This window comes from Dactylosporangium sp. NPDC005555 (assembly GCF_040605635.1).
GTDB lineage: Bacteria > Actinomycetota > Actinomycetes > Mycobacteriales > Micromonosporaceae > Dactylosporangium.
The window spans coordinates 44,533-67,613 of sequence record NZ_JBEXDG010000007.1 but is presented as its reverse complement, the minus strand read 5'-3'; the positions used below and the strand labels follow the sequence as shown (position 1 = coordinate 67,613).

The window sequence follows — 23,081 nt, the reverse complement described above, 5'->3', positions numbered from 1 at the left end:
AACCCTCCGCCAACCGTTAATAAAGTTAACAGTAAAGTGTCCTAGATGTATAGCGGCCATCGACGAGGATGCGCAAGAGCCAGGCTTAACGGCGCCTTAGTACGCGACTTATTTCTGGAAAGCCTGGTAGAGGTTGCGCATCGCGATGATCGAGGACCGGACCTCCTGGAGGAGTTCGGTGGTCGCGAGGGGGCGTCCCCACTCGGTCGTCGCGAGCTCGTCCATGCCGATCGTCTCGATGCCGCAGCCGTAAACCTGCCCCAGGAGCCGGATGGCGTCGCAGTGCTGGAACCGCACGTACGGGTCGTTGGTGACCAGCAGGATCCGGTCCGCCGGGGCAGGGGTGTGGACGTGCTCCACCCAGCCCAGCAGGGAGCAGGCGGTGCTCGCGCGCAGCGGTGGCCGGGTCGACGCGGCGGCGAGCACGTGGACCGCGGGCCGCGGCAAGGACTGCGGCAAGGACTGCGGCCAGATCTGGTGCCACCAGCCGTCGCCGGTGCGCGTCTGCACGGGCTCGGGCAGGTTCAGGAAGCGGCGCAGCGCGGCCGTCATCATGTCGGCCTCGGTCTCCAGGGCGCCGAGGCCGAGGCGGATGCCCTCGCGGTGCTCCCGGTCGTCGCGGTGCCGCAGGCTGCCCAGTCCGGCGACCGTCCCGGCGCTCAGGCCGCCTTCGAGCAGCCGGGCGGTGTAGCCGGCCCGGCCGAGGGTGACCCGGATGCCGCCGCCGAGGATCACCACGTGGTCGTAGCGGTCACGCGCCGGCGCGGTGCCGCCGAGGCCGAGGGTGTGGATGAGCGCCCGGATCCGCGCGTCGTCGGCGCCGTAGCCGACGCGGGCGGTGTCGAACCGTTCCTTCGTCCCGGCGCGGAAGTCCCAGACCTTGGAGAACTCCGCCACCTGGTCCAGCGTCGCGTGCACGGGTCCGGCGGGCACCTCGCCGCCGAAATGCCCGACAAGGTCGCGCATGGCCGCGGAGGTGATCCACGCGGCGATCGAGGCGGTCACGGCTCCCGGGTCCGGCCCGCCGGGCTCGCACGGCGGCAGCGCCAGGGGTTCCGTCACCTTCGGCAGCCTACAAGAGCGGCCCGTCGGTACTGTGAGGTGACGCGACGGTTAAGGAGAACGATGATCTTCATCACGGCGAAGTTCCAGGTCAAGCCCGAGCACGCCGAGCGGTGGCCGGAGATCGCGGCGGACTTCACCACGGCGACCCGCGCCGAGCCGGGCTGCCTGTGGTTCGACTGGTCCCGCAGCCTCGACGACGCCTGCGAGTACGTCCTCGTCGAGGCGTTCCGCGACGGTGACGCCGGCGGGGCGCACGTGCGGTCGGCGCACTTCAAGGAGGCGCAGCGGACCCTGCCGCAGTATCTCGCCGCGACGCCGCGGATCGTCAACGCCACCGTCGAGCAGGACGACTGGTCGCTGCTCGGCGAGCTGGCGGTGCCGTCAGCTCCATAGTGGACGGTCCAGGGTGCGCCGCGTTGATCGACTGCGAGATATCGTGTCGATACGCTCACACCCCGGAGGTGCCCCCGCATGACGACCGCAGCGCTCGCCCGCGGTGCGAACATCACGCTCGACGAGACGTCGGTCCAGGCCCTCGTGGCCTGGCGGGCCGACGTCACCGTCGACCCGTGCGCGCTGCTGGTCGACGAGGGCGGCAAGGTGCGCGGCGACGCGGACTTCGTGTTCTACAACCAGCCGCGGGACGCCTCCGGCGCGGTCGAGCTGCGCACCGACGGCCCGCGCGCGGCGACCTTGGTCGTCGATCTGGCGAAGGTGCCCGCGGACATCGGCAGCGTCGTCATCGCCGGGTCGATGGACGCCGGGACGTTCGACACCGTGCCGGGCCTCGAGATCACCGTGCGGGGGCGGCGCGGGCGGGTCCTCGCGACGTTCCCGGTGCGCGACGTCGAGGCGGTCACCGCGATGGTGTTCGGCGAGTTCTACCGGCGGCAGGGCCGCTGGAAGTTCCGCGCCATCGGGCAGGGCTGGGACTCCGGCCTGGAGGGCCTGGCGACGGCCTACGGCGTGACCGTCTCGTCGGACGACCCCGCTCCGGACCCGGTGCCGGCGCAGCGGGTGCGGGCCGACTGGTATCTCGCGCCCGGCGACCCTTCCCTGCTGCGGTGGTGGAACGGCACCGAATGGACGGTGCAGACAGTGCCGCTGCGCCACGACACGCCCACGGCCTGCGGACGGTGCGGCGGGCCGAAGTACCGCAGCTACGCGGGCGTGCCGTCCACCTGCCGCAGGTGCGCGCCGGAGATCGACGGAGTCCTCACCGTGTGGCGGACCAAGGCGGCCAGGGTCCTGGCGGCCACCGGCACCACCGGCGCGGCCTGGGACGACCTGTGGGCGGAGCTGCGCTACTACCGGGTCCGCGAGGAGGCCGGACGGGAGGCGCTGCGCCCGTCGGCGGTGCACCACCTGCACCGGCTCCTGACGTTCGCCTTCGCCGACGGGATCATCGAGCAGCACGAGATGGACGCGTTCGACGAGGCGGTCCGCGCGCTCGGCGTCGTCGACCCGGCGATCAGCCAGATGCGCCGCAGGCTGCGCCGCGGACTCGAGCTGGGGCTGATCAGCAACGGTGAGGTGCCCCGGGTCACCTCCAGCACCCTGCACCTCGACGCGGACGAGATCCTGCACCTGGAGCTGCCGGCGACGCGGCTGCAGCAGCAGGCGAGGGGCACCAAGCGCAGCAGCGGCCGGCTGATCGTGACGAACGCCAAGCTGCGCTTCGTCGGCGACAGCGCCGGCTCCGACCTCGCCTGGGCCAAGGTCGTCGAGGCGCGCCCCGAATACGGCACGGTCGTCGTCGCGGCCACCACCTCCCGCGGCGGCGGCACCTACGAGGTCGGCGACGCCGAGTACGTCGCCGCCGTCCTCACCGGCGTGCTGAAGATCGCGAAACGCCTCGCCACGGTGCCGACCCAGCGCGACTCCCGCGCGGTCCCGCCGGCCGTGCGGGCCGAGGTGTGGCGCCGCGACGGCGGGGCGTGCGTGGAGTGCCAGGCGACGGAGTATCTGGAGTTCGACCACGTCATCCCGTGGAGCCGCGGCGGCGCGACCAGCGCCGGCAACCTGCAGCTGCTGTGCCGCCGCTGCAACCTCGCCAAGGGCGCCCGGATCTAGACCTTCAGATCGAGCCACGCGGCGAGTTCGCTGATCTCCTGCTTGACGGCCGCTGCTGTCGTTCTTGTGAACGGCTCGTCCTCGTGGACCGCGTTGATCTTCAGGATGCCGGCCTTGCGGTCGGCGGCCGCGTCGAGCTTCCCGACGAGCCGGTCGCCGTGCAGGATCGGCAGCGCGTAGTAGCCCCAGCGCCGTTTCGCGACGGGCTTGTACATCTCCAGGCCGTAGTCGAACCCGAACAGCTCCAGGGCCCGCTTCCGGTCGTGGATCAGCCGGTCGAACGGCGACAGCAGTGCGGTCCTGCCTGTCTCTCCTAGCTGGTCGAGATATGCCGGGTCGACCCGCCACGTGCCCTTCACGCCTTCGACCACCGCCGGCTCGCCGACGTCGCCGACACCCCACGGCTCGATCGGCACCTCCGTCGTCTTCGCCCTGGCGATCCCGAGGGCCCGCAGCCGCCGCTCGGCCCTGCGCTTCGGCGCCTCGTCCGCCGGCACCGGCGGGTCGGCCGGATACACGCGTTCCGCGAGGTCCCACAGCCGGTCGCGGCCCTGCCGCCCGGCGACGGCGACCTCACCCATCGCCGCCATCAGGTCCAGGAGCCGGATGACGTTCTGGTCGTTGGTCCACCCGGTCGACGCCCACGGCACCGCGCACGTGTCCGGGATCGCCCGCGACGGCTGCGCCCCCTCGGCCGCCAGCCGCGCCAGGATGTCCCGCCGGCACGCGTCGTTGGCCCGGATCCACTCCTGATGCCGCGAATACTTGAACGCCCCGGGCGCGTTTTCCCGGCGCAGCGTCATCTCCGCCGTGTACAGCGCCAGGTCCTCCGCCGGCCGGACCGTCGCCGCCAGCTCCACCAGGTCCCGCCGCTTGAGCGCCTCGACGAGGTCGGCCGGCGCGTAGGCGACCCCGATCCGGCTCCACGCCACGAGATCCGCGGTCGGCGCGACGGCCGCCGTCGGGTCGATCTGCAGCAACGTCAGATGCCGCACCACGTCGAGCAGCCCGGTGGGCCGTTCCTGATCGAGCAGCTGCGCCCGGACGGCGATGCGCCGCGCGTCGACGATCGAGAGCCGGTGCGTGGTCATCACCCGAGGCTAACCCTCCCGTCCGGGCAAGGGGATGTGAGGCCCCGGTCCCATCGGTGCGCCAGACCCGTCGAACCGGTCCGGCGCACCGCTGGGACGCGAGCAGGGATCAGCGTTTCATGCCGTGTTCGATGGCTTCGATGATGCGGGGGCGGAGTTCGGCGGCGCTGATGATGTCGTCGACCGAGCCGACCGTGACGGCGCGCTGGATGTTGTGGACGCGGTCGAACTCGGCGGCCACCTCGCCCAGCTTCTCCGCGCGGACCGCGGAGTGGACCTCGGCGAGCTGGGCGTTCAGGGCGGCCCTCTCCGCGCCCGTGGCGGCCGTGACCCGGGACTGCAGGTCCGTGACCCGCGGGTCGGTGGCGGTGCGGTTGTTGACGTCGCCGGTGAAGACGACCGCGGCCGCCGGGGCGCCGCCCAGGACCGACGCGAACGAGCCTTCCAGGGCGAGGACCGTCATGTTCGGGTTGAGGGCCTTGGAGAAGACGACGAACGCGCCGCCGTGGTAGCGGGAGATGACGCAGAAGACGATCGGGCCTTCGAAGTTGACGATGGCGCGGCCGATCTCGGCGCCGTACTCCAGCTGGAGTTTGCGCATCGACTCGGGGGAGCCGTCGAAGCCCGACAGGTTCGCCAGGACGACGAGGGGGCGGTTGCCGGAGGCGGCGTTGATGGCGCGGGCGGTCTTCTTCGAGGAGCGGGGGAAGAGGGTGCCGGCGGTGTACGTGTCGGGGCCGTCGGTGGGAGGGAAACCGCGCCGCGGCACGGAGCGGGACTCGATGCCGATGAGGCAGACGGGCCAGCCGCCGATGTGCACGTCCTGCACGGCGGAGGTCTCGGCGTCGGCCATGCCGGCCCAGCGCTCCAGGACGGGGTGGTCCTGGTCGGACAGGGCGCGCATGACGGACCGGATGTCGAAGGCCTTCTTGCGGTCCGGGTTGTGGGTCGCGGAGAAGATCTGGCCGACGGTGGTGAAGTCGCTGCCGACGATCGCGTGCGGGAAGTCCGACACGTCCCGGTCGAAGGGATCGGCGGTGGCGGCCCTGCGCGGGCCGGTCTCGCCGGGCACGACGTACGTGTGGTCGTAGTGCGCCATGAGGACGTCCCGGGCGGCCGGCAGGTCACGGGCCCAGTACTGCGCCTGGCCGTTGGGTCCCATGACGCGGTCGTAGCCGCCGATGCCGTAGTTGTCCTCGGCGGACACACCGCCGGAGAAGTCCAGGGACTGCTTGCCGGTGAGGACCATCGCCGAGTCGGGGGTCATGACGAGGATGCCCTTGGTGTGCATGAGCATCGTCGCTTCGGCGTTCCAGTACGGCTGGGCGCCGACGTTGATCCCGGCGACCACGATGTTGATCTCGCCGCCGGCCTGGGTGAACGTGACGATCCGCTTGAGGGCGGCGGCGACCCAGTCCATGTTCTCGGTGCCGGAGCTCATCGAGATCTTCGCGCCGGCGGACAGCGCGAACCATTCGAGGGGCACCTGCAGCGCGGCGGCGAGGTCGAGCGCGGCGATGATGCGGGAGCACTCGGGCTCGGCGAGGGCGCCGAGCGCCTTCGTCGGGTCGCCGAGCAGGACGACGCGGGTGACGCCCTCGGGGTGCCGCTCGGTCGGGGTGGTGACGACACCGGCGACGATCGCCGCCGTGTTGCGCCCCCTCGGCCGGTCGACCGGCACGAGCGCGCCGTCGACGAGGTCGTGCTCGACGAACGTGCCGTCCGCGCCGGACAGGAACCCGGTCAGCTCGTACGGGTAGATGTTCCCCCGGCGGGCGGCGCGCAGCACCTTCTGCCGGTAGTCGTCGAGCGGCTGCAACGGCTCCGTCGACGGCTTGTCGACCGACAGCTGCACGCCGCGGCCGTGGTCGAGGGTGATGCGGACCGCGACCTCGCTGAGGTCGCCGGCCGAGTTGCGCTGCCGGGCGATGAACTGGACCTCTTCGAGGCCGGCGCCCGCGGTCGTCGGCAGGATGCGCTGGACGAGCGCGTTGAGCTCGTCGCCGGTCAGCTCGGTCGACGGCCACACGTACATCAGGATCCGGTTGGTGTCGAAGCGCTTGTTCTGCGGGCGCTGCGCCTGGATGTTGCGGATCGCGTCGAGCCCGGCGGTGACCGCGTCCTCGACGGCGGGCAGCGCGACGAGCCGGCCGTCGGCCTCGCGCAGCGGCGTCAGGTCGCGGACCTGGCCCATCGCGATGAGCCGCTCGTCGGCCGGGTTGCTGCGCGCGACCGCCTTGAACAGGTAGATCTCCTCGTCGGCGGACGGCAGCCGGGTGAGGTCGAACTCGCGCAGCCGGTGCAGCTGCAGCCGCTGCGCGATCTGCGGGTGCAGCCCCCGGATGAGCCGGTCCTCGGCGAACGCGCCGTCCGGGTCCGGGCGGAAGGTGAAGTGGTGGTGCATCACGGCGCCGCTGGTGCCCGCGACGGTCGTCGTGATCCGGCGGACCCCGGCCGGCAGCGGCCGCTGCGTCAGCAGCTGCTGCAGGCGCACCGCCATCGCGTCGGCGTCCGGCTGGTCCTCCCAGGTCACGTACAGGTCGGCGACGAGCCCGCTCTCGGCGACCCCGGCCGCGAAGCCGCCGACCGCTTCGAGCGCCGCGGGCAGGGCGGCGATGTCGGCGGCGGTGGTGACGACCCGGACGACCCCGGAGGCGTCGGTGCGGTCCGCGGTGACGAAGCGGCAGCCGGCCGCCTCCCGGGCGGTGACCCCGGACAGGGCGCGGTTGCCGTAGTACCGGCGGGTGAGGACCTCCAGCAGCGCCGTGTGGTCCACGCCGGGCCGGCCGATCCGCTGGCCGATGAGCCGGACGAGCGGTTCGGCGCTGGCGACCATCGCCTGGATGCGCTCGGCGCGGTCCGGCGCGTCCGGGTGCCGGTCGAGGTGGTTCAGGTCGGCGCGGACCGCGGCGTAGACCTTGGCGCGGTTGCGGCGCAGCAGGGGCTGGGCGAACCAGCGGAACACGATACCGCGGGCCAGGTCGGACACGGCGGGGAAGCGGACCTGGGTGGCCTCGATGAGGTGCTCGAGGGCGAGACCGGCGCGCTCGCTGAGCGACCCGGTGGGCGGCCCGAGGGGCGGCGGGCCGGCCAGCCACTGCCGCAGCAGCTCCGACACGACGGCGACGTCGGTGCTCATCCGCTGCTGGGCGAGGAAGATGCGGAAGACCGCGGCCTCCAGCTCCGGGGTGCGGTCGAGCTCGGTGACGCCGTAGTGGCCGAGCGCCTTGCGCAGCTTCGCCTGGAAACCGTCGGTGAGGCCGGCGCGCTCGACGTCGAGGCTCTGCAGATAGCTGTGGAAGTATTCGCGCGGGCTGTGCACGGGGCTGCCGGGCTCGTCCTCGAACTCGCCGCCGGGCTTGTTGCGGCTCAGCTCGGACAGGTCGGCGAACGTGGTGAGCAGGTCGACCTCGCCGGGCAGCGGCCGGCCGCCGAGCTCGGTGCGGGCGGCCACGTAACCGGACAGCAGGCGCCGGCCGTCCTGCGGGTCGACGTCGAAGCCGAGCAGCAGGCTGTGCAGGTCCTGCAGGCCGCGGTGCACCCGGTCGACGGCGGACACGTCGGCAGGCTCCAGCGGCAGGTCGATCTCGACGATCGCGGTCTCGGTGGCCTCGGCGGCGGCGTCGCCGTCGGCGAGGGGCTCCAGGCGCATCAGCGGCGCGCCGGTCTCGACCTGGCTGCCGACCGACACGGGGCATTCGCGGACCCGGGCGCGGAACGGCGCGCGGAGCACCGTCTCCATCTTCATGCTCTCCAGCACGAGGATGGGCGCGCCGGCCTCGACCTCGTCGCCGACGGTGAGCGGGGTCGCGACGACCAGCGCCGGCGCGGGGGAGCGGACGACACCGCCCTCGTCGCGGCTGATCCGGTGGGTGGTGCCCTCGACCTCGACGAGGTGGATCGGGCCGTGGGTGGCGGTGACCAGCCGGAAGCGGTGGCCGTTGACGACGATGCGGCCGCTGTGCGCGTCGAAGCGTTCGATCTCGACGTCGACGGGGTGCACGTCGCCGCCGCCGGAGACGCCGACCCGGTAGCGCCGCTGCCCGATGCGGGCGACGCTCACCCGGTACGCGGCGCCGCGCAGCTTCAGGTCGAGGGGCCGGCCGGTCTCGTGCTGGACCTGGGGGCGCCCGCCGTGCGCGGTGGACAGCAGCCGGTGCCGGCTGATCTCCTCCTCGTCCTGGTAGGCCTCGATCGCGGCGGCGGCGAGGGCGACCGCGGAGTGGCGGTGGCTGACGAGGCGGCCCTCGGCGCGGACCCGGTCGATCCAGCCGGTGTCGGCGCTCGCGTCGATCACCTCGGGCTGGTCGAGCAGGTCGAGCACGAAGCTCTTGTTGGTGGTGCCGCCCTCGATGATGACGGTGGTCTCGGCCATGGCGCGGCGCAGGCGGCCGAGGGCCTCGTCGCGGTTCCGCCCGTACGCGATGATCTTCGCGATCATGGAGTCGAAGTCGGCGGGGATGGTGTCGCCCTCGCTGACGCCGGTGTCGACGCGGATGCCGGGCCCGGCGGGCAGCGCGAGCCGGGCGATGCGGCCGGGTGACGGCGCGAAGTCGCGGTCGGGGTCCTCGGCGTTGAGCCGGGCCTCGACGGCGTGGCCGATCTCGGCCGGCTGCGGGCCTTCGAGGCGGCCGCCGCCGGCGACGTGCAGCTGCAGCTTGACCAGGTCGGTGCCGGTGGTGATCTCGGTGATCGGGTGCTCGACCTGCAGCCGGGTGTTGACCTCGAGGAACGCGAAGAGCCGCTCGCCCGGGTGGTAGAGGAACTCGACGGTGCACGCGCCCCGGTAGCCGACGGCGATGGCGAGCCGCTCCGCGGACGCCTTCAGCTCATCGACCTGCGCGGCGGCCAGGACCGGCGACGCGGACTCCTCGATGATCTTCTGGTTGCGCCGCTGGACGGAGCAGTCGCGGACGCCGAGCGCCCACGCGGTGCCCTGCCCGTCGGCGATGACCTGGACCTCGACGTGCCGGGCGCCGGTGACCAGGCGCTCCAGGAAGACGACGCCGGAGCCGAAGGCGCGCAGCGCTTCCTGGCTGGTGCGCTCGTACGCGTCGGTGAGGTCCTCGGCGGAGGCGACCATGCGGATGCCGCGCCCGCCGCCGCCGGCGGTCGCCTTGAGCATCAGCGGGTAGCCGATCTGCTCACCCGCGCGCAGCGCGTCGTCGAGGGTGGCGACCGCGCCGCGGCTCCACGGCGCGACCGGGACGCCGACCTCCTCGGCGACGAGCTTCGAGCCGATCTTGTCGCCGAGCTTGCGCATCGCCTCGGCGCTCGGGCCGACGAACGTCACGCCGAGCTTTTCGCACAGCTCCGCGAACGTGGGGTCCTCGGCGACGAACCCCCAGCCGACCCAGGCCGCGTCGGCGCGGGTCTCGACGAGGGCCCGCTCCAGGACGGCGTGGTCCAGGTACGGCCGTGCCGACGCGGGACCGAGCGGGTAGGCGATGTCCGCCTCCCGGACGAACGTCGCGGCGCGGTCGGCGTCGGTGTAGAGGGCGACCGTCTCGATCCGCGCCCCGGTTTCGGCGGAGAGATCCCGGACGGCGTGGATGAGCCGCATCGCGGCCTCTCCACGGTTGACGATGGCGACACGCTTGAACACCGGTTGAGCCTCCCAAGAACCAACGGCCCACGCCGCAGAGCGGCCGTGCCGACACACAGCAGGCGACGTCCGGGTCCCGGAGCGCCGCCTGCACCTTGCTACACCCTGCGTGATTACCGCCGAGTACGCCACTGTGCCGCCTCACGCATCCCGGACCCCACGCGTTGTCAGAATCCTACAAACAGACGCTGCGCCAACTCCTAGGAGGAGGGTGACCGGCGTCACTCAAGTATCGCTCGAATGAACGGAGGGTGACCCGGCGTGGTCGTGCGGTCTCCGCCGGCTAGTGGTGCTCCCACATCGCCGCCGACGTCGGGGGTTCGAACTCCTCGAAGACCAGCAGGGTGCGGGTGCTCACCACGCCCGGCATACCCTGGATGACGTCGAGGACCAGGCGGCGCAGGTCCGCGTTGTCCTTGGCGCGCACGAGCAGGATCACGTCGAACTCGCCGCCGACGAGGGCGATGTGCACGACGCCCGGCAGGGCGCGCAGCCGCTCGCCGACCACCCGCCACTCGGCCTGGCGCAGGTTGACCGTCACGTACGCCGACGTGCCCATGCCGGCGGCCACGTGGTCGACGTCGGCGCGGAACCCGCGGATGACGTCCGTGTCCCGCAGCCGCTGCACCCGGGCGTAGGCGTTCGCGCGGGAGATGTGCAGCAGCTCGGCGAGGGTGCGCATCGACATGCGCCCGTCCCGGCTGAGCTCCACCAGGATGCGCCGGTCGATGTCGTCGAGCGGGGCGGCCACCTGTCCAAGCCCCCTTCCTGAACGAGCCTTAAGTCTGGACGTTTGGCATCGTACGGCGGCGGTAACGACTCCATCTTCTCGGTTTGTGCGCGACAGTGGAACGCGAATGGCGCGGGGCCCAGGATTGCGGCATGACGCGTGACCCGAGTCACCTGCTGCCGGGCGACCAACCGGTCGCCCTCATCGACGCGCGCGGCCGGGCCCTCGACCCCGGGGCCTACGCCATGCCCGAAGCCGGAGCCCTCGTCAGGGCGCTGGGCGCGCTGCTCACCGCGCGCCGGCTCAACGACCAGGCGTACGCGCTCGTGCGGCAGGGGCGGCTCGCCGTGTACCCGTCGTCGCACGGGCAGGAGGCGTGCCAGGTCGCCGCGGCACAGGTCCTCGACGACGGCGACTGGCTCTTCCCCACGTACCGCGACACCGTCGCCGCCGTCGGCCGGGGCGTCGACCCCGTCGAGGCGCTCAGCCTGCTCAAGGGCGACTGGCACTGCGGCTACGACCCGTACGAGCACCACGTCGCCCCGCACGCCACGCCCCTGGCGACGCAGCTGCCGCACGCCGTCGGGGTCGCGCACGCCGCCCGCCTGCGCGGCGAGCCGACGGTCGTCATGGCCATGTGCGGCGACGGCGGCACCAGCGAGGGCGACTTCCACGAGGCGCTCAACTTCGCGGCCGTGTTCCGGGCGCCGGTCGTGTTCTTCGTCCAGAACAACGAATACGCGATCAGTGTCCCGCTGTCCCGGCAGACCGCCGCGCCGTCCCTCGCGCACAAGGGCATCGGCTACGGGGTGCCCGGCGAACGCGTCGACGGCAACGACGTCGCCGCCCTGCTGTCGGTCCTCGGCGCCGCCGTCGAGCGGGCCCGCACCGGTGGCGGCCCGCAGCTCGTCGAGGCGCACACGTACCGGATGCAGGCGCACACCAACGCCGACGACGCCACCCGCTACCGGGCCGACGCCGAGGTCGCGGCGTGGGTCGAGCGGGACCCGATCACCCGGCTGCGCGCCCACCTGCTCGACCGGGGCCTCATCGGCGACGAGCAGCTCACGACGTTCACGGAGGAGGCCGAGCGGGTCGCCGCGCACCTGCGCGACGGCCTCAACCGCGACGTCGAACCCGACCCCGCCGACCTGTTCGCGCACGTGTACGCCACGCCGACGCCGCAGCTGCGGGAGCAGGCGGCGCTGGTCGCCGACGAGCTCAGCCGAGAAGGAGCCCCCCGATGACCGCCGTGCGGGAGACGACGCACATGAAGCTGTCGATGGCCCAGGCACTGAACCGGGCGATGCGCGACGCCATGGCCGAGGACCCCACGGTCGTCGTGTTCGGCGAGGACGTCGGCGCGCTCGGCGGCGTCTTCCGCATCACCGACGGCCTCACCGCCGACTTCGGCGAGACCCGCTGCTTCGACACGCCCCTCGCAGAGTCCGGCATCGTCGGCATGGCCGTCGGCATGGCGATGAACGGCATGCGTCCCGTCGTCGAGATGCAGTTCGACGCGTTCGCGTACCCGGCGTTCGAGCAGATCGTCAGCCACGTCGCGAAGATGCGCAACCGCACCCGCGGACGGGTCGCGCTGCCGATGGTCATCCGGGTCCCGTACGCGGGCGGCATCGGCGGCGTCGAGCACCACTGCGACTCGTCGGAGGCCTACTACGCGCACACGCCTGGCCTGCACGTGCTCGCCCCGTCGACGCCGTCGGACGCGTACGCGCTGCTGCGCGCCGCCATCGCCTCGCCCGACCCGGTGATCTTCCTCGAGCCGAAGAAGCTCTACTGGAGCAAGGAGGAGGTGGAGCTGCCGTCCCGGGCGCCGGGCATCGGCACGGCCGTCGTGCGCCGCGACGGCACCGACGCCACCCTCATCGCCTACGGCCCCGCCGTGCCGGTCGCCCTCGAAGCCGCGGAGACCGCCGCGCAGGAGGGCCGCAGCCTGCAGGTGGTCGACGTGCGCTCGATCGTGCCGTTCGACGACGAGACCGTCTGCGCCGCGGTCCGCTCCACCGGGCGGGCCGTCGTCGTCGCCGAGGCCGCCGGGTTCGCCGGGGTCTCCGCGGAGATCGTCGCCCGGGTCACGGAGCGCTGCTTCAACGCCCTCGCCGCCCCGATCCGCCGCGTCGGGGGGTTCGACATCCCGTACCCGCCGCCGAAGCTGGAGCACTTCCAGCTGCCCGGCGTCGACCGGGTCCTCGACGCCGTCGACGACCTGCAGTGGGAGCAGTGATGGCCACGTTCCTGCTGCCCGACCTCGGCGAAGGGCTCACCGAGGCGGAGGTCGTGCGGTGGCTCGTCGCGGAGGGTGACACGGTCGCCGTCGACCAGAGCATCGCCGAGGTGGAGACCGCGAAGTCCCTCGTCGAGGTGCCGTCGCCGTACGCGGGCCGGGTCCAGACCCTGCACGCCGCCCCCGGCACCACCGTCCAGGTCGGCAGCCCCCTCATCTCGATCGCGGCCGAGGACAGGGCACCCGCGGCACCCGCGGCGGTCGCGGCACGGGAGACGTACCGGGAGGAGGAGCGGGCCGGATCGGGCAACGTCCTCATCGGCTACGGCACCTCCGGCGGCCCCGCCACCGGCCGGCACCGCAGGCCCCGCGCCAACGTCCGGCCCGCCGCGCCCGCGTCCCCCGCCGTCGCCGCCCGGCGGGTCCCGCTGGTGATCTCGCCGCTGGTGCGCAACCTCGCCCGCGCCAAGGGCGTGGACCTGCGCACCGTCGACGGCACCGGCGCCGGAGGCGTCATCGTCCGCGCCGACGTCGAGCGGGCCACGACCGTCGCGGTACCGGGGGAGCGGCGCACCGCGCTGAACGGCTTCCGCAGGACCGTGGCGGCGGCGCTGACCCGCAGCCGGGCGGAGATCCCCGAGGCGACCGTCTGGGTCGACGTCGACGCGACGCCCCTGTGGCAGCTGCGGGCGGGCAACCCCGCCGGGCCCGGGCTGATCGCCTACGTGGCGCGGTTCGTGGTCGCCGCCCTGCGCGAGTACCCGGTGTTCAACGCGCGCCTGGACACCGCACGGCAGGAGATCGTCGAGTTCGACCGGATCGACCTCGGCATCGCCGTGCAGGGCGCCCGCGGGCTCGTCGTCCCCGCCGTCGCCGGCGCGGACGCGATGACCACCGCGGAGCTCGACGAGGAGATCCGCGCGCTCACCGCCAGGGCCCGCGAGGGCCGCACCGGTGCGGCGGAGCTGGCGGCGGGGACGTTCACGCTCAACAACTACGGCGCGTTCCGGGTCGACGGCAGCGCCGCCATCATCAACCACCCGCAGGTCGCGATCCTCGGCCTCGGCCGGATCATCGACCGGCCGTGGGTCGTCGACGGCGAGATCCGCGTCCGGAAGATCGCGCAGATGAGCTTCGTGTTCGACCACCGCGTGTGCGACGGCGGGACCGCCGCCGGGTTCATGCGCAGCGTCGCCGACGCCATCGAGGACCCGGCCTCCGTCATCGCCAGGCTGTGACCGCGGTCCTGCTCGACCCGGGGCCGCTGCCCGGCGGTCCCGCGGCCGACGTCGAGCTCGGCCCGCGGCTGCTGCGCGAGGGCACGGCGCCGGAGCTGCTGCGGATCTTCACGCCCGCGCCGACGGCGGCGTTCAGCCGGCGCGACACGCTGCGGCCCGGCTACGCGGCGGCCGTGGAGGCGGTCCGCGCGGCGGGGTTCACGCCGGTGGTCCGGCCCCAGGGCGGCAGCCTGGCGCTGTACCACCGGGGCAGCGTCGTCGTCGACCACGTGTGCCGCACCCCCGGCGCGTCCCTCGGCACGGTCGAACGGTTCCGGCGGTTCGCGGCCCTGCACGTCGCCGTGCTCACCGGCCTCGGCGCGGACGCCAGGATCGGCGCCGTCCCGGGCGAGTACTGCCCCGGTGAGTACAGCGTCAACCTCGGCGGGACCGTCAAGGTCGTCGGCTCCGCGCAGCGTGTCACCAGGGACGGCTGGCTGTTCAGCTCCGTGTTCCAGGTGACCGGCGGGCAGGCGCTGCGGGCGCCGCTGACGGCCGCGTACGCCGCGCTCGGCTACGACTTCGACCCGGCCACCGTGGGTGCCGTCGAGGGCGGTCTGACCGTCGGGGCGCTCACCGCGGCCCTGACGGACGCCTACAGCATGCTGCGGGCCTGACCCAGCGGCCGGACCAGGTCGGTGAGGGCGTCCACGACGCGCCGCTCGACGTCGGCGCTCATCCGGGTGGTCGGCACCGACACGGAGACGGCGTCGGTGGCCGGCGTCGTCAGCGGCACCGCCATCGCGAAGCACATGATGCCCTCCGCGTTCTCCTCCCGGTCGACCGCGTAACCGGTCTCGCGGACCGCGGCGAGGGCCCGGCGCAGGTCGCCGCGGTCGGTGAGGGTGCCCGGCGTGAGCCGCTCCAGGGGCCAGGACAGCATCGCCTCGACATCCGCGTCGGTGTGCTGGGCGAGCAGCGCCTTGCCCAGCGCCGTCGCGTGCGCGGGCAGCCGCCGGCCGACGGCGCTGAACAGCCGCAGCCGGTGCGTCGAGTCGCGCTTCGCGAGATACACGATCCGGTCGCCGTCGATCCGGCCCAGGTGCACGGTCTCGCCCAGCCGCCGGGACAGCTCGTCCAGCACGCCGGCCAGCACCGTGACGCTGTCGTCGCCGTCGAGATAGGCGGCGCCGACCTGCAGGGCGCGCATCCCGAGCCGGAAACGGGTGCCGGTCTCGTCGGCGCGGACCCAGCCGCGGGCGGTCATCGTCCGCAGCAGCCCGTGCAGGCTGCTCTTCGGGATGTCGAGGGCGCGGGCGAGGTCGACGAGCGTCCAGGCGCGCGGCTCGCCGGCGAGGACCTCGAGCACGTCAAGGGTCCGCGCCGAAGACTTGACCGGGGACTGCACGGCGCCACTGTAGCGAACCGCCCCGGCTTCCACTATGTTCACCCACGTGACTGACGTTCAGAATGATGAACAACTCGCCATAGGTCGCGTGGTGCCGGTCGTCGTCCTGGAGGACGCCACCCACGCCGGCGCACTCGGCGACGCCCTGGTCAAGGGCGGCCTGAGGTCCGCCGAGATCACCCTGCGCACCGCCGCCGGACTCGACGCGATCGAGGCCCTCGCCGGCCGCGACGACCTCGTCGTCGGCGCCGGGACGGTGCTCACCGCGCAGCAGGCGGAGCGCGCCATCGCCGCCGGCGCCAGGTTCGTGGTGACGCCCGGGTTCGCGCCCGCGGTCGTCGCCGCCTGCCAGGACGCCGGCGTCCTCGTCGTGCCCGGCGTCGCCACCGCCACCGAGATCCAGATGGCCCTCGACGCGGGCCTGGACCTGGTGAAGTTCTTCCCGGCGCAGCAGCTCGGCGGCGCACCGATGATCAAGGCGCTGTCGGCGCCGTTCCGCGGGGTGCGGTTCATCCCGACGGGCGGCATCACGCCCGAGGTGATGCCCGGCTATCTGGCGCTGCCGTCGGTCCTCGCCGTCGGCGCCAGCTGGATCGTCGCGCCCGAGCTGCTGTCCGAGCGGCGCTGGGACGAGGTCACCGCCCGGGCCGCCGCCGCGGTGGAGGTGGCCGGATGACCCTCACGCCGCGCCCGGCCGCCGACTGCCGCTACGACCTGGTCTCGCTCGGCGAGGTGATGCTGCGCCTCGACCCCGGCGCCGGCCGGGTCCGCACCGCCCGCACCTTCCAGGCGTGGGAGGGCGGAGGGGAATACAACGTCGCCCGCGGCCTGCGCCGCTGCTTCGGCCTGCGGACCGCGGTCGTCACCGCGTTCGCCGACAACGAGATCGGTCGCCTCATCGAGGATCTGATCCTGCAGGGCGGCGTCGACACGTCGCTGGTCCGCTGGGTGCCGTATGACGGGATCGGCCGCGCCGCGCGCAACGGGCTCAACTTCACCGAGCGCGGCTTCGGGGTGCGCGGCGCCGTCGGCACGTCGGACCGGGGTCACACCGCGGCCGGCCAGCTGCGCCCCGACGACGTCGACTGGGACCACCTGTTCGGCACGCTCGGCGTCCGGTGGCTGCACACCGGCGGCATCTACGCCGCGCTGTCGCAGACCGCACCGGAGACCGTCGAGGCCGCGATGACCGCCGCCCGCCGGCACGGCACGATCGTCTCCTACGACCTCAACTACCGGCCGTCGCTGTGGAAGGCGGTCGGCGGCAAGGCGCGTGCCCAGGAGGTGAACCGCCGCCTCGCCGGCCTCGTCGACGTGATGATCGGCAACGAGGAGGACTTCACGGCCTGCCTCGGCTTCGCGGTCCCGGACACCGACATCCACGCGGGCGCCCTCGACGCGGGCAAGTTCAAGTCGATGATCACGGCGGTCGTCGAGGAGTACCCGAACTTCCAGGTGGTCGCGACCACGCTGCGCGCCGTGCACAGCGCCACGGTCAACGACTGGGGCGCGGTGGCCTGGGCGGGCGGCGAGTTCGCGGAGGCGACGCACCGGCCGGCGCTGGAGATCCTCGACCGGGTCGGCGGCGGCGACAGCTTCGCCTCGGGCCTGATCTTCGCCCTGCTCGAACGCGACGGGGGCATCGCCACCGCAGTCGAGTACGGCGCCGCCCACGGCGCCCTCGCCATGACCACCCCGGGCGACACGTCGATGGCCAGCCTCGCCGAGGTCGAGTCCCTCGTCCGCGGCGGCGGCGCCAGAGTCCAGCGCTGAGGTCCAGCGCTGAAGGGTTTCCGACCCCGGCGGGACGGCTCCGCACAGCCGCCCGCCGGGGTTTGCCGGGTGGGCGAGGTCGGTGACCGGGCGGTAGCCGCCCAGGACGGTCAGGGCGTCCCGCCCGGCGTAGCCGTCGCAAAGGCTCACCAGGTGTCCGGGCGGTCGATGTCCTGGACCGGCAGGTAGCCGCCGAGGACCCGCAGGCCGTCCTGCTCGGTGTAGCCGTTGCCCCGGTCGGTGAGGAACAGGTCGACGAGGCACGGCCGCACGAGCATCTCCAGCAGGCCGTCGCCGGTGCGCGCCGCCTGGTAGGGGCCTGCGGCCAGGTCGCCGGTGACCTGCTCCATGCCCGGCGGGGTGCGCTCGGCCCGGACCGTGAGCCACCGGCCGGCGCCGTCGCCGACGATCAGGGTGCCCTCGGCGAAGCCGTCGTGCTCCGGGGTGCCGAGCACCACCGAGCAGCCCAGCACCCGCGCGCCGGCGGGCAGCGCCCGCAGGCTGAAGGGCACCACGCAGCGGCGGGCCTCGTCGAACGTCACCCGGGCCGCCGCCGCGACCGCCTCGCCCTGGTCCGCGGCGTACAGGTCGAGCTGCGCCCACAGGCCGTCGCCGGGCTGCCAGCGCACCGACCACAGCCGCCCCAGGCCGTCGGGTTTCAGGTCGGACCACGCGGTCCCCGGGCGGTCGCCGACGCGCGCGTCGACCGGCGTCGTCGGGCTGCCCGCCACCGGCAGGCGCAGCGGGGCCGCCTGCAGCGCCTCGACGCTGGCGGCGAGCACGATCCTGGCCCGGTTGAGGTATTCGACGCTCTCGGTGCCGTAGCCGGAGCTCCAGGTGGCGTAGTCGGCGCCGCCGATCGCGTCGTCGGCGGCGAAGTGCACGACGCCGGGGTCGGCGCCGACGGCGTCGGGGCGCTCCAGCGCGCCGGGCACCCCGGGGGCCAGGGGCAGGGCGAGCGCGACCGCCGGTGCGGCCGGCACGGCAGGGGGCCGCTGCCACGGCACCGTGGCGGCGAGCGCGACCAGCACGGCGCACACCGCGGCCCCGGCCACCACCCTGCGCCGCAACCGGATCCGCCGTCCGTGGCGGCGGGCGTGGGCGACGATCGGGGCGGGGTCGACGTCGTCGCCGGACCGGGCGTGCAGTGTCGCGGCGAGCCGCCGGTCGAGGTCGGTGCGCATCAGAACCCTCCCGTGAGTGACGCCGACGGCGCGGCGCGGAGCGTTTCGAGGGCCCGTTTCGCATGGGTACGCACGGTGCCCGTGGAGCAGTCGAGGATCTCGGCGATGCGCGCGTCGTCCATGTCCTCGTAGTAGCGCAGCACGATGACGGTGCGCTGCCGGGCGGGCAGCCGCAGGACGAGCCGCCACAGCGCGTCACGGTCGGCGACCTCGGCGGCCTCGTCGGCGGTCGCGGGCCGCTCGGCGACGGTCTCCACGGTGACCTCCCGGCTGCTGCGCCGCCGCCACCACGAGTGGTGGGCGTTGACCAGCATCCGGCGGACGTAGAAGTCCGGCCGGTCGGTGCGGGAGATCCGGCCCCAGCGGGCGTAGGCCTTGGCGAGGACGTCCTGGACCAGGTCCTCGGCCCGGTGCTCGTCGCCGGTGAGCAGCCTGGCGAAGCGGAACAGCGCCGGGGTGCGGGCGAACGCGTACTCCTCGAACGTCACGTCCTAGTAGACGCCGCGAGCCGCCCGCCCCGTAGACACGGGACGGGCGGCTCTTGAAAAGGCGTCTATGCCTGCCGGACGACGACGTTGTCGACGCCGGCCTCGACCAGGCTGGCCGTGGAGGCGTCGGCGGCCTGGACGAGGATCTGGACGCTCTGCCCCGCGAACGGGGTGAGGTCGACGCTGCCGGTCGCCCAGGCCGCGTCCCGGTCGGTGGCGGCGCCCGCGGCGGTGAACAGCACGGTGGTGCCGCTGCCGGTGACCACGCTGACCCGGAAGAAGTCCGCCGACGACGCGTTGCTGCCGTGGCCGAGGTACCACGAGTAGCTCAGCGTCAGCGTCCCGGTGGCCGGCAGCGCGATGCTCGGCGAGCGGACGCTGGTCGTGCCGCCGTCGACGTCGTTCGCACCGGCGCTGGACCCGGCCAGGCGTCCCGTCACCAGGTCGTTGCTGCCGCTGACCGTGGTGCCGAGCTGCTTCGGGCCGCTGGAGTCGGTGGCCTCGGGGTCACCGCGCTCCCACGCGCCGCTGGTCGCCGTGTCGGTCCCGGACGGGTTCACCGTCCAGCCCTTGTTCGTCTCGAAGTCGTCGGACCAGACCGTGGTGCCGGGGCTCGCGCCGCAGTACTGGGCCTCCTTGCCGATGACGCGGTACGGGCAGTCGGCGTACTCGGCGATCTGCAGGCTCGACTCCCGGTTCAGCGCGGTCTGCGCCGCGATGACCTCGTCGGGCGGGTAGAAGCCGCCGCCGCCGCTGCCCGGGTACATCTCGAACGTGTAGGACCAGATGCGCTGGTCGCCCCACATCCAGTCGTCGATCGACCCGTCGGTGATGTACAGGTCGCTGGCCTGCTCCGGGGTGTACCCGTTGGTGCCGGCCATCTGGACGCCGAGCGTGCGGAACGTCGCCTCCTGGTCGGCGTCCAGCCCCGGTGCCGTGTTGGCGGTGGTGTAGCCGAACGGCCAGAGCACGAGCTTGCCGTAGGTGTGGAAGTCGATGTGCGTCTTGATCTGCTGCACCCCGCCGACCCGCCGGCTGAGGACGAAGTCGCGGACCCGCTGGGTCTCCGGCGCGGAGAACGCCGACGGGCCGCGGTAGGTCTCGGAGCTGGTGGTGCCCGACGACCCGCCGCAGCAGCCGAAGTTGTACGACCAGTTGCGGTTGAGGTCGGTGCCGACGTTGCTGCTGCCGGCGTTCGGCTGGCGGTTCTTGCGCCACGACCGGTAGGCGCCGGTGGCGATGTCGTACTCGCCGCCGTCGGGGTTCATGTCCGGCACGATCCAGATCTCGCGCGAGTTGACGACGTTCGTGATCCGCGCGTCGGTGCCGTAGCTGTCGGTGAGCTGCTTGACCAGGTACAGCGCCATCTCGACGGTGAGGTGCTCCCGGGCGTGCTGGTGCGCGGTGTAGATGACCTCGGGCTCGTCCTCGTCGGTCGCGACGTTGTCGGAGATCTTGATGACCGGGATGTCCCGGCCCTCGTAGGACGTGCCGAGGCTGGTCTTGCGCAGGATCGCCGGGTGGTCGGCGACGGCCTGGTTGAGCTCGGCGGTCATCTCCGCGTAGTTGTGGTACATCGAGTCCGCGGACGGGAAGTCGAGGATCGTCGCGGGGCCGCCCGGGGTCGCGGGCCGCAGCGCCCGGGTGACGGTGAAGCCCAGCTGCCGCAGCTTCGCGACCTCCGACGGGGTCGCGGTGATGTCGGCGACGCCGTGGTCGATGCCGTCGATCGCCGCGCCGGTCGCGGCGACCTGGTTGCGCTGGTCGAGGGTGCCGACCCCGCTCACCAGGTAGGGAGCGGACGTCTCGGCCGGCGCCGCGTCGGTCGGCGCGGCGCCGGCCGGGCTGATCGCGGCGAGCACGAGTGCGGCGGTCACCGCGATCGTGAGGGGGATGGTGCGCCTACGGGGGTGGCTCATCAAGCCTCCTTGGGTGGTGGAGGTGAACGAGCTACCAGGTGACCATCCAACCCAAGGTCATATCAACATACGTCTTTTCAATAACGCGGTTCCGCGTTTCGCCGCGTTCCGGCGTTTTGCCGCGCTTCAGCGTTTACCGGCCGCCCACGCCGCCCCGGTCCGGCGGACCTGGCTGCCGGGCCGTCGGGCCGGGCTCGCCGGGAGACGCACCGCCGCCGGCGGCGCGGCGGATGTCGGCGTCGAAGGTGCGGCCGCCGCGCCGGATGATCCAGGCACCGGCGCCGAGGGGCAGCAGCAGCACCGTGAACGCGCCGCGCAGCGACCCCGGCCCGCCGCCGCCGCTGAGCGCGTCGGAGGCGACCCCGACGAGGAACGGCCCGGCCGCGCCGCCGAGGGTCACGACCGCGTTGAGGACCGCGAAGCCCAGGCCGCGCCGGTGTGCGGGGACGACGTCGGCGTTGGCGGCGGTCAGGTTCGGGATCGCCGCGGCGAACCCGGCGTTGGCGATGAAGTACCCGGCGATCTGCACGGGCAGCACCGGCACGAGCGCGGCGACGGCCAGGCCGAGCGCGCCGGCGAACAGGGCGGTGCCGGCGAGGACCATCCGCCAGCCGGGCCGCCGTCCGTGGTAACGGTCGCCGTACCGGCCGCCGACGATCACGCCGAGCACGATGCCGACGCCGCCGACCCCGCCGGCGATCCCGGTCGCGGCCGCCTCCTGCAGGCCGAACTGCCGCTGGTAGAACGTCGGCATCCAGAAGAACAGGCCGCCGAGGCCGAAGAACATGATGGTCAGCCCCGCGACGACCGACCGCAGCGTCGGGATCCGCGCGAGTTGCCGCAGCTGCCGGTGTACGGGCAACGCCTCCTCCGCCGCGCTCGGGGCGACCGGCGGCGCGGTCCCGGCGGCGAGGGCCCCGATCCGGTCGCCGAGCCCGCGGACCGGCTCGCGGACGGTGAGACACAGCACGGCGATGACCGCACCGGGCACGGCGACGAACAGGAACGCGTGCCGCCAGCCGACCGCCTGCGCGAGCGCCCCGCCGACGAGGACCCCGACCGGGAGCCCGACGAAGTACCCGAGGCGTTCCAGGCCGTACGCGCGGGCCCGTCCGCCGGGCGGGAAATAGTCGGCGAGGAGGCTGGACGCGGGCGGGTTGTAGAGCTGCCCCGCCGCCCCGAGCAGCACCCGGATGCCGAACAGCAGCGCGTACGACGTGGCCAGCCCCGTGCCGAGGGTCAGCAGCGCCCACGTGCCGACGACCGCGGCGATGATCCAGTTGCGCCGGCCGGTGTCGGCGAGCCGCCCCGCCGGCAGCAGCAGCACGACGCCCGCGATCGCGCCGGCGGTCGGGATCGCGCCGACCGCCTTGTCGCTGAGCCCGAACTCCTCCTGGATCTGCGGCACGACCCCGGCGAGGAGGTTGTACTCGACCCGGTCGACGAACGCGACGAGCGCCACGCAGATCGCCGGCCACCACCCGAGCGGCGCGGTCCTGCCCGGGTCGACGGCGACCGGAGGCCGCCCGGCGAACGCCTCCACCCGCACGGTCTCGCTCTTGCCCACGGCCGCCTCCTCATTGGGAAACAGTGTTTCCCTTAGGGTCGTGGCGCCACGATATGCGCCGGGCCCGTCCCACCACAAGATCGGCGCTCGCTCGCGTAGTAGCGGTAGAGGAGGTAGACGGACACGGCGCACAGCAGGTGCCAGGCCGCGTGCCCCTGGATCAGCGAGTCCGGGTCGCACAGCCACGCCTTCGCCGCGTTCCAGATCGCGAACGCGGCCAGGATCGACGCGATCGCGCCGTACACGTACGCACGCCGGCCGTCACCGCCGCGCCGCATGAGGCTCACCTCGACGGCCACGGCGGCGACGAGCAGCAGCCCGAACGCGGCGTTGCCCGGGTGCATGACGACGGGCAGCCGCACGTCCCACGCCCCGGCCGCCTCGCAGCAGGCGACCCCGCCCAGGAACACCGCCGCCAGGGTCGGCGTGCCGCCCCGGGTCCGGCGCATCACGGCGTCACCCGCGCCACGATCCCACGTCGGCCGGTGCGGGAGCAGGTCACGCCCGGCGGGTGGACAGCAGTGGCGGCCGGTCTTCAGGCCAGGGCGGGGAACCCGCCGCGGGTCACGGTGACGACGTCGTCGCCGGGGCCTGCGGGTGCGGTGCCGATGTGCAGGTCGTGCGGGCGCGTCAGGTGGTCGCCGTCGCGCCGTCACGGCCGCCGGACGGCGAGGGCGACGGCGAACACGAGGAGCCCGGGCCGGGCGGCGGGTCGC

18 protein-coding genes are annotated in these 23,081 nt (G+C 73.5%); 8 read left to right on the top strand and 10 right to left on the bottom strand.

Annotated elements, in window-relative coordinates:
- Nucleotides 1–108: 108 nt before the first annotated feature.
- Nucleotides 109–1,062 (bottom strand): hypothetical protein, encoded by a 954-nt coding sequence (locus tag ABZS58_RS10490; RefSeq protein WP_354779804.1) that lies wholly within the window; start codon nt 1,060–1,062, stop codon nt 109–111.
- Between the two features lie 63 nt (nt 1,063–1,125).
- On the opposite strand from ABZS58_RS10490, the gene ABZS58_RS10485 reads away from it, so the two are divergent.
- Together ABZS58_RS10485 and ABZS58_RS10480 are read left to right on the top strand one after the other, a co-directional pair.
- Nucleotides 1,126–1,458 (top strand): putative quinol monooxygenase, encoded by a 333-nt coding sequence (locus ABZS58_RS10485; RefSeq protein ID WP_354779802.1) that lies wholly within the window; start codon nt 1,126–1,128, stop codon nt 1,456–1,458.
- Between the two features lie 78 nt (nt 1,459–1,536).
- Nucleotides 1,537–3,138, top strand: coding sequence for a TerD family protein (locus tag ABZS58_RS10480; RefSeq protein WP_354779800.1), 1,602 nt, complete (start codon nt 1,537–1,539; stop codon nt 3,136–3,138).
- Here the strand turns inward: ABZS58_RS10480 and ABZS58_RS10475 are convergent.
- From ABZS58_RS10475 to ABZS58_RS10465, 3 genes are all read right to left on the bottom strand, one after another.
- Nucleotides 3,135–4,229, bottom strand: a complete 1,095-nt coding sequence (locus tag ABZS58_RS10475; RefSeq protein ID WP_354779798.1) for a crosslink repair DNA glycosylase YcaQ family protein — start codon at nt 4,227–4,229, stop codon at nt 3,135–3,137. The genes ABZS58_RS10480 and ABZS58_RS10475 overlap by 4 nt on opposite strands.
- A 109-nt stretch (nt 4,230–4,338) precedes the next feature.
- Nucleotides 4,339–9,834, bottom strand: coding sequence for a biotin carboxylase N-terminal domain-containing protein (locus ABZS58_RS10470; protein ID WP_354779796.1), 5,496 nt, complete (start codon nt 9,832–9,834; stop codon nt 4,339–4,341).
- 283 nt (nt 9,835–10,117) lie between these two features.
- On the bottom strand, nt 10,118–10,585 hold the full coding sequence (locus ABZS58_RS10465; protein WP_354779794.1) for an Lrp/AsnC family transcriptional regulator: 468 nt from the start codon (nt 10,583–10,585) through the stop codon (nt 10,118–10,120).
- A gap of 131 nt (nt 10,586–10,716) precedes the next feature.
- Between ABZS58_RS10465 and pdhA the strand changes: the two genes are divergently transcribed.
- The 4 genes from pdhA to ABZS58_RS10445 are packed head-to-tail and all read left to right on the top strand — an operon-like array spanning nt 10,717 to nt 14,703.
- Nucleotides 10,717–11,811: a pyruvate dehydrogenase (acetyl-transferring) E1 component subunit alpha gene (gene pdhA, locus ABZS58_RS10460; RefSeq protein ID WP_354779792.1), complete on the top strand. Its 1,095-nt coding sequence runs from the start codon at nt 10,717–10,719 to the stop codon at nt 11,809–11,811.
- 23 nt (nt 11,812–11,834) lie between these two features.
- Entirely contained in the window at nt 11,835–12,809 is a 975-nt protein-coding gene (locus ABZS58_RS10455) for an alpha-ketoacid dehydrogenase subunit beta (protein WP_354780153.1), read from the top strand.
- Nucleotides 12,809–14,047, top strand: a complete 1,239-nt coding sequence (locus ABZS58_RS10450; RefSeq protein ID WP_354779790.1) for a dihydrolipoamide acetyltransferase family protein — start codon at nt 12,809–12,811, stop codon at nt 14,045–14,047. The genes ABZS58_RS10455 and ABZS58_RS10450 overlap by 1 nt, the downstream gene beginning before the upstream one ends.
- The gene (locus tag ABZS58_RS10445; RefSeq protein ID WP_354779788.1) at nt 14,044–14,703 is read left to right on the top strand and encodes a hypothetical protein; all 660 of its coding nucleotides are present in this window, start codon (nt 14,044–14,046) and stop codon (nt 14,701–14,703) included. Before ABZS58_RS10450 ends, ABZS58_RS10445 begins: the two co-directional genes overlap by 4 nt.
- Here ABZS58_RS10445 and ABZS58_RS10440 read toward each other — a convergent pair.
- Nucleotides 14,682–15,434, bottom strand: coding sequence for an IclR family transcriptional regulator (locus tag ABZS58_RS10440; RefSeq protein WP_354779786.1), 753 nt, complete (start codon nt 15,432–15,434; stop codon nt 14,682–14,684). The genes ABZS58_RS10445 and ABZS58_RS10440 overlap by 22 nt on opposite strands.
- Before the next feature lie 46 nt (nt 15,435–15,480).
- Between ABZS58_RS10440 and eda the strand changes: the two genes are divergently transcribed.
- On the top strand, nt 15,481–16,110 hold the full coding sequence (gene eda / locus ABZS58_RS10435) for a bifunctional 4-hydroxy-2-oxoglutarate aldolase/2-dehydro-3-deoxy-phosphogluconate aldolase (protein ID WP_354779784.1): 630 nt from the start codon (nt 15,481–15,483) through the stop codon (nt 16,108–16,110).
- Nucleotides 16,107–17,207, top strand: coding sequence for a sugar kinase (locus ABZS58_RS10430; RefSeq protein ID WP_354779782.1), 1,101 nt, complete (start codon nt 16,107–16,109; stop codon nt 17,205–17,207). Before eda ends, ABZS58_RS10430 begins: the two co-directional genes overlap by 4 nt.
- 146 nt (nt 17,208–17,353) lie before the next feature.
- Here the strand turns inward: ABZS58_RS10430 and ABZS58_RS10425 are convergent, their stop codons facing one another.
- The 5 genes from ABZS58_RS10425 to ABZS58_RS10405 all read right to left on the bottom strand — a co-directional run bounded on the left by ABZS58_RS10425 (nt 17,354) and on the right by ABZS58_RS10405 (nt 22,814).
- Entirely contained in the window at nt 17,354–18,391 is a 1,038-nt protein-coding gene (locus ABZS58_RS10425; protein WP_354779780.1) for a hypothetical protein, read from the bottom strand.
- Nucleotides 18,391–18,879, bottom strand: a complete 489-nt coding sequence (locus ABZS58_RS10420; RefSeq protein ID WP_354779778.1) for a SigE family RNA polymerase sigma factor — start codon at nt 18,877–18,879, stop codon at nt 18,391–18,393. Before ABZS58_RS10420 ends, ABZS58_RS10425 begins: the two co-directional genes overlap by 1 nt.
- A gap of 65 nt (nt 18,880–18,944) precedes the next feature.
- Entirely contained in the window at nt 18,945–20,798 is a 1,854-nt protein-coding gene (locus tag ABZS58_RS10415; RefSeq protein ID WP_354779776.1) for a M14 family zinc carboxypeptidase, read from the bottom strand.
- Nucleotides 20,799–20,931: 133 nt separating this feature from the next.
- Nucleotides 20,932–22,365 carry an MFS transporter gene (locus ABZS58_RS10410; protein WP_354779774.1) on the bottom strand — a complete coding sequence of 478 codons (1,434 nt, stop codon included), beginning with the start codon at nt 22,363–22,365 and terminating at the stop codon, nt 20,932–20,934.
- Between the two features lie 32 nt (nt 22,366–22,397).
- Nucleotides 22,398–22,814, bottom strand: a complete 417-nt coding sequence (locus ABZS58_RS10405; protein WP_354779772.1) for a hypothetical protein — start codon at nt 22,812–22,814, stop codon at nt 22,398–22,400.
- Nucleotides 22,815–23,081: the final 267 nt, after the last annotated feature.

Excerpts from the sequence above, each read along its gene's own strand:
- ABZS58_RS10485 (WP_354779802.1), top strand. The coding sequence starts at position 1,126 with ATGATCTTCATCACGGCGAAGTTCCAGGTCAAGCCCGAGCACGCCGAG.
- ABZS58_RS10480 (WP_354779800.1), top strand. The coding sequence starts at position 1,537 with ATGACGACCGCAGCGCTCGCCCGCGGTGCGAACATCACGCTCGACGAG.
- ABZS58_RS10475 (WP_354779798.1), bottom strand. The coding sequence starts at position 4,229 with ATGACCACGCACCGGCTCTCGATCGTCGACGCGCGGCGCATCGCCGTC.
- pdhA (WP_354779792.1), top strand. The coding sequence starts at position 10,717 with ATGACGCGTGACCCGAGTCACCTGCTGCCGGGCGACCAACCGGTCGCC.
- ABZS58_RS10455 (WP_354780153.1), top strand. The coding sequence starts at position 11,835 with ATGAAGCTGTCGATGGCCCAGGCACTGAACCGGGCGATGCGCGACGCC.
- ABZS58_RS10450 (WP_354779790.1), top strand. The coding sequence starts at position 12,809 with ATGGCCACGTTCCTGCTGCCCGACCTCGGCGAAGGGCTCACCGAGGCG.
- ABZS58_RS10430 (WP_354779782.1), top strand. The coding sequence starts at position 16,107 with ATGACCCTCACGCCGCGCCCGGCCGCCGACTGCCGCTACGACCTGGTC.
- ABZS58_RS10425 (WP_354779780.1), bottom strand. The coding sequence starts at position 18,391 with ATGCGCACCGACCTCGACCGGCGGCTCGCCGCGACACTGCACGCCCGG.
- ABZS58_RS10415 (WP_354779776.1), bottom strand. The coding sequence starts at position 20,798 with ATGAGCCACCCCCGTAGGCGCACCATCCCCCTCACGATCGCGGTGACC.
- ABZS58_RS10405 (WP_354779772.1), bottom strand. The coding sequence starts at position 22,814 with ATGCGCCGGACCCGGGGCGGCACGCCGACCCTGGCGGCGGTGTTCCTG.